General features: G+C 50.5%; 16 tRNA genes and 2 rRNA genes. All 18 read right to left on the bottom strand.

From position 1 onward, the window contains the following. Positions 1–53 precede the first annotated feature (53 nt). Positions 54–129, bottom strand: a tRNA-Thr gene (locus KFD70_RS29145). A gap of 18 nt (positions 130–147) precedes the next feature. After that, positions 148–220 (bottom strand) — tRNA-Phe (locus KFD70_RS29140). A gap of 10 nt (positions 221–230) precedes the next feature. Then, positions 231–306, bottom strand: a tRNA-Asp gene (locus tag KFD70_RS29135). Positions 307–309: 3 nt separating this feature from the next. Further along, positions 310–386 (bottom strand) — tRNA-Met (locus KFD70_RS29130). 20 nt (positions 387–406) lie between these two features. Beyond that, positions 407–499 (bottom strand) — tRNA-Ser (locus KFD70_RS29125). Between the two features lie 61 nt (positions 500–560). Continuing rightward, positions 561–653: transfer RNA gene (locus KFD70_RS29120), tRNA-Ser, on the bottom strand. 15 nt (positions 654–668) lie between these two features. Next, positions 669–741 (bottom strand) — tRNA-Ala (locus KFD70_RS29115). A 14-nt stretch (positions 742–755) separates the two neighbouring features. After that, positions 756–829: transfer RNA gene (locus tag KFD70_RS29110), tRNA-Pro, on the bottom strand. Between the two features lie 10 nt (positions 830–839). Then, positions 840–913: transfer RNA gene (locus KFD70_RS29105), tRNA-Arg, on the bottom strand. A 3-nt stretch (positions 914–916) separates the two neighbouring features. Further along, positions 917–1,005 (bottom strand) — tRNA-Leu (locus KFD70_RS29100). A 16-nt stretch (positions 1,006–1,021) separates the two neighbouring features. Continuing rightward, positions 1,022–1,096 (bottom strand) — tRNA-Gly (locus tag KFD70_RS29095). Positions 1,097–1,126: 30 nt separating this feature from the next. Next, a tRNA-Leu gene (locus tag KFD70_RS29090) sits at positions 1,127–1,207 on the bottom strand. 16 nt (positions 1,208–1,223) lie between these two features. After that, positions 1,224–1,299: transfer RNA gene (locus KFD70_RS29085), tRNA-Lys, on the bottom strand. Positions 1,300–1,303: 4 nt separating this feature from the next. Continuing rightward, positions 1,304–1,378 (bottom strand) — tRNA-Gln (locus KFD70_RS29080). Between the two features lie 12 nt (positions 1,379–1,390). Continuing rightward, positions 1,391–1,474 (bottom strand) — tRNA-Tyr (locus KFD70_RS29075). Positions 1,475–1,483: 9 nt separating this feature from the next. After that, a tRNA-Val gene (locus KFD70_RS29070) sits at positions 1,484–1,559 on the bottom strand. A gap of 4 nt (positions 1,560–1,563) precedes the next feature. Continuing rightward, a 5S ribosomal RNA gene (rrf, locus tag KFD70_RS29065) occupies positions 1,564–1,679 on the bottom strand. 101 nt (positions 1,680–1,780) lie between these two features. Further along, a 23S ribosomal RNA gene (locus KFD70_RS29060) occupies positions 1,781–1,910 on the bottom strand; the annotation flags it as partial.

Below are 1,910 nucleotides of genomic sequence, written 5' to 3'. Positions count from 1 at the left end.
CCACACCGGAGGTTTTGGAGACCTCTGTTCTACCTTTAAACTATGCCCCTAAGTGGTGCCGGCTAGAGGACTTGAACCCCCAACCTACTGATTACAAGTCAGTTGCTCTACCAATTGAGCTAAGCCGGCTTTTCAAAAAAAAAAAGATGGCTCGGGACGGAATCGAACCGCCGACACGAGGATTTTCAGTCCTCTGCTCTACCGACTGAGCTACCGAGCCTTTATGTAAATGGCGGTCCCGACCGGGGTCGAACCGGCGATCTCCTGCGTGACAGGCAGGCATGTTAACCACTACACCACGGGACCATTTGGTTGCGGGGACAGGATTTGAACCTGCGACCTTCGGGTTATGAGCCCGACGAGCTACCAGACTGCTCCACCCCGCGACGATATAATATATTAAAAATGGAGGAGGTAGAGGGATTCGAACCCCCGCGCGATTCTCACCGCCTGTCGGTTTTCAAGACCGATCCCTTCAGCCAGACTTGGGTATACCTCCATGAAGGAAAAATTAATTATATCTTTTAAGTATCTTTATACATCTAATAGTTTTATTAAAATGGAGGAGGTAGAGGGATTCGAACCCCCGCGCGACTCTCGCCGCCTGTCGGTTTTCAAGACCGATCCCTTCAGCCAGACTTGGGTATACCTCCAATAAATAACTAAAGTGGAGCCTAGCGGGATCGAACCGCTGACCTCCTGCGTGCAAGGCAGGCGCTCTCCCAGCTGAGCTAAGGCCCCATGTTTTTTAAATATCGGGAAGACAGGATTTGAACCTGCGACCCCCTGGTCCCAAACCAGGTGCTCTACCAAGCTGAGCCACTTCCCGTCAATAAAAGCGCGCCCGAGAGGACTCGAACCCCTAACCTTTTGATCCGTAGTCAAACGCTCTATCCAATTGAGCTACGGGCGCATATGGTGCCGAGGGCGGGGGTCGAACCCGCACGGTGGTCACCCACCGCAGGATTTTAAGTCCTGTGCGTCTGCCTGTTCCGCCACCCCGGCATGTCATATTGAAAATTGGAGCGGAAGACGGGATTCGAACCCGCGACCCCAACCTTGGCAAGGTTGTATTCTACCACTGAACTACTTCCGCAAGACATGTTATGAGATATTTTATTAAAAGTGCGGGTGAAGGGAGTCGAACCCCCACGCCAAAGGCGCCAGATCCTAAGTCTGGTGCGTCTGCCAATTCCGCCACACCCGCATATAATTTTAATAAATGGTGAGCCATGAAGGACTCGAACCTTCGACCCTCTGATTAAAAGTCAGATGCTCTACCAACTGAGCTAATGGCTCTTAATGGCTGGGCTAGCTGGATTCGAACCAGCGCATGACGGAGTCAAAGTCCGTTGCCTTACCGCTTGGCTATAGCCCATTAATTAAGAAATGGTGGAGGGGGGCAGATTCGAACTGCCGAACCCGAAGGAGCGGATTTACAGTCCGCCGCGTTTAGCCACTTCGCTACCCCTCCGACATTATATGGTGGAGGATGACGGGATCGAACCGCCGACCCCCTGCTTGTAAGGCAGGTGCTCTCCCAGCTGAGCTAATCCTCCATTTGCCTGGCAACGTCCTACTCTCACAGGGACAAGGTCCCAACTACCATCGGCGCTAGAGAGCTTAACTTCCGTGTTCGGTATGGGAACGGGTGTGACCTCTCTGCCATCATTACCAGACTATATTCACTTGAGACAAACATTATTATACTTGATTGATTAAAAAAGTCAATAAGTTTTTTATGTTCTCTCAAAACTAGATAACACTTGCTTCATATTATATGGTTAAGTCCTCGATCTATTAGTATTCGTCAGCTCCACATGTCACCATGCTTCCACCTCGAACCTATCAACCTGATCATCTTTCAGGGATCTTACTAGCTTACGCTATGGGAAATCTCATCTTGAGGG

The organism is Bacillus pfraonensis, assembly GCF_050768835.1.
Lineage (GTDB): Bacteria > Bacillota > Bacilli > Bacillales > Bacillaceae_G > Bacillus_A > Bacillus_A pfraonensis.
Note: the sequence above shows the minus strand (reverse complement) of the source record. Positions and strands in the feature narration are given on the sequence as shown.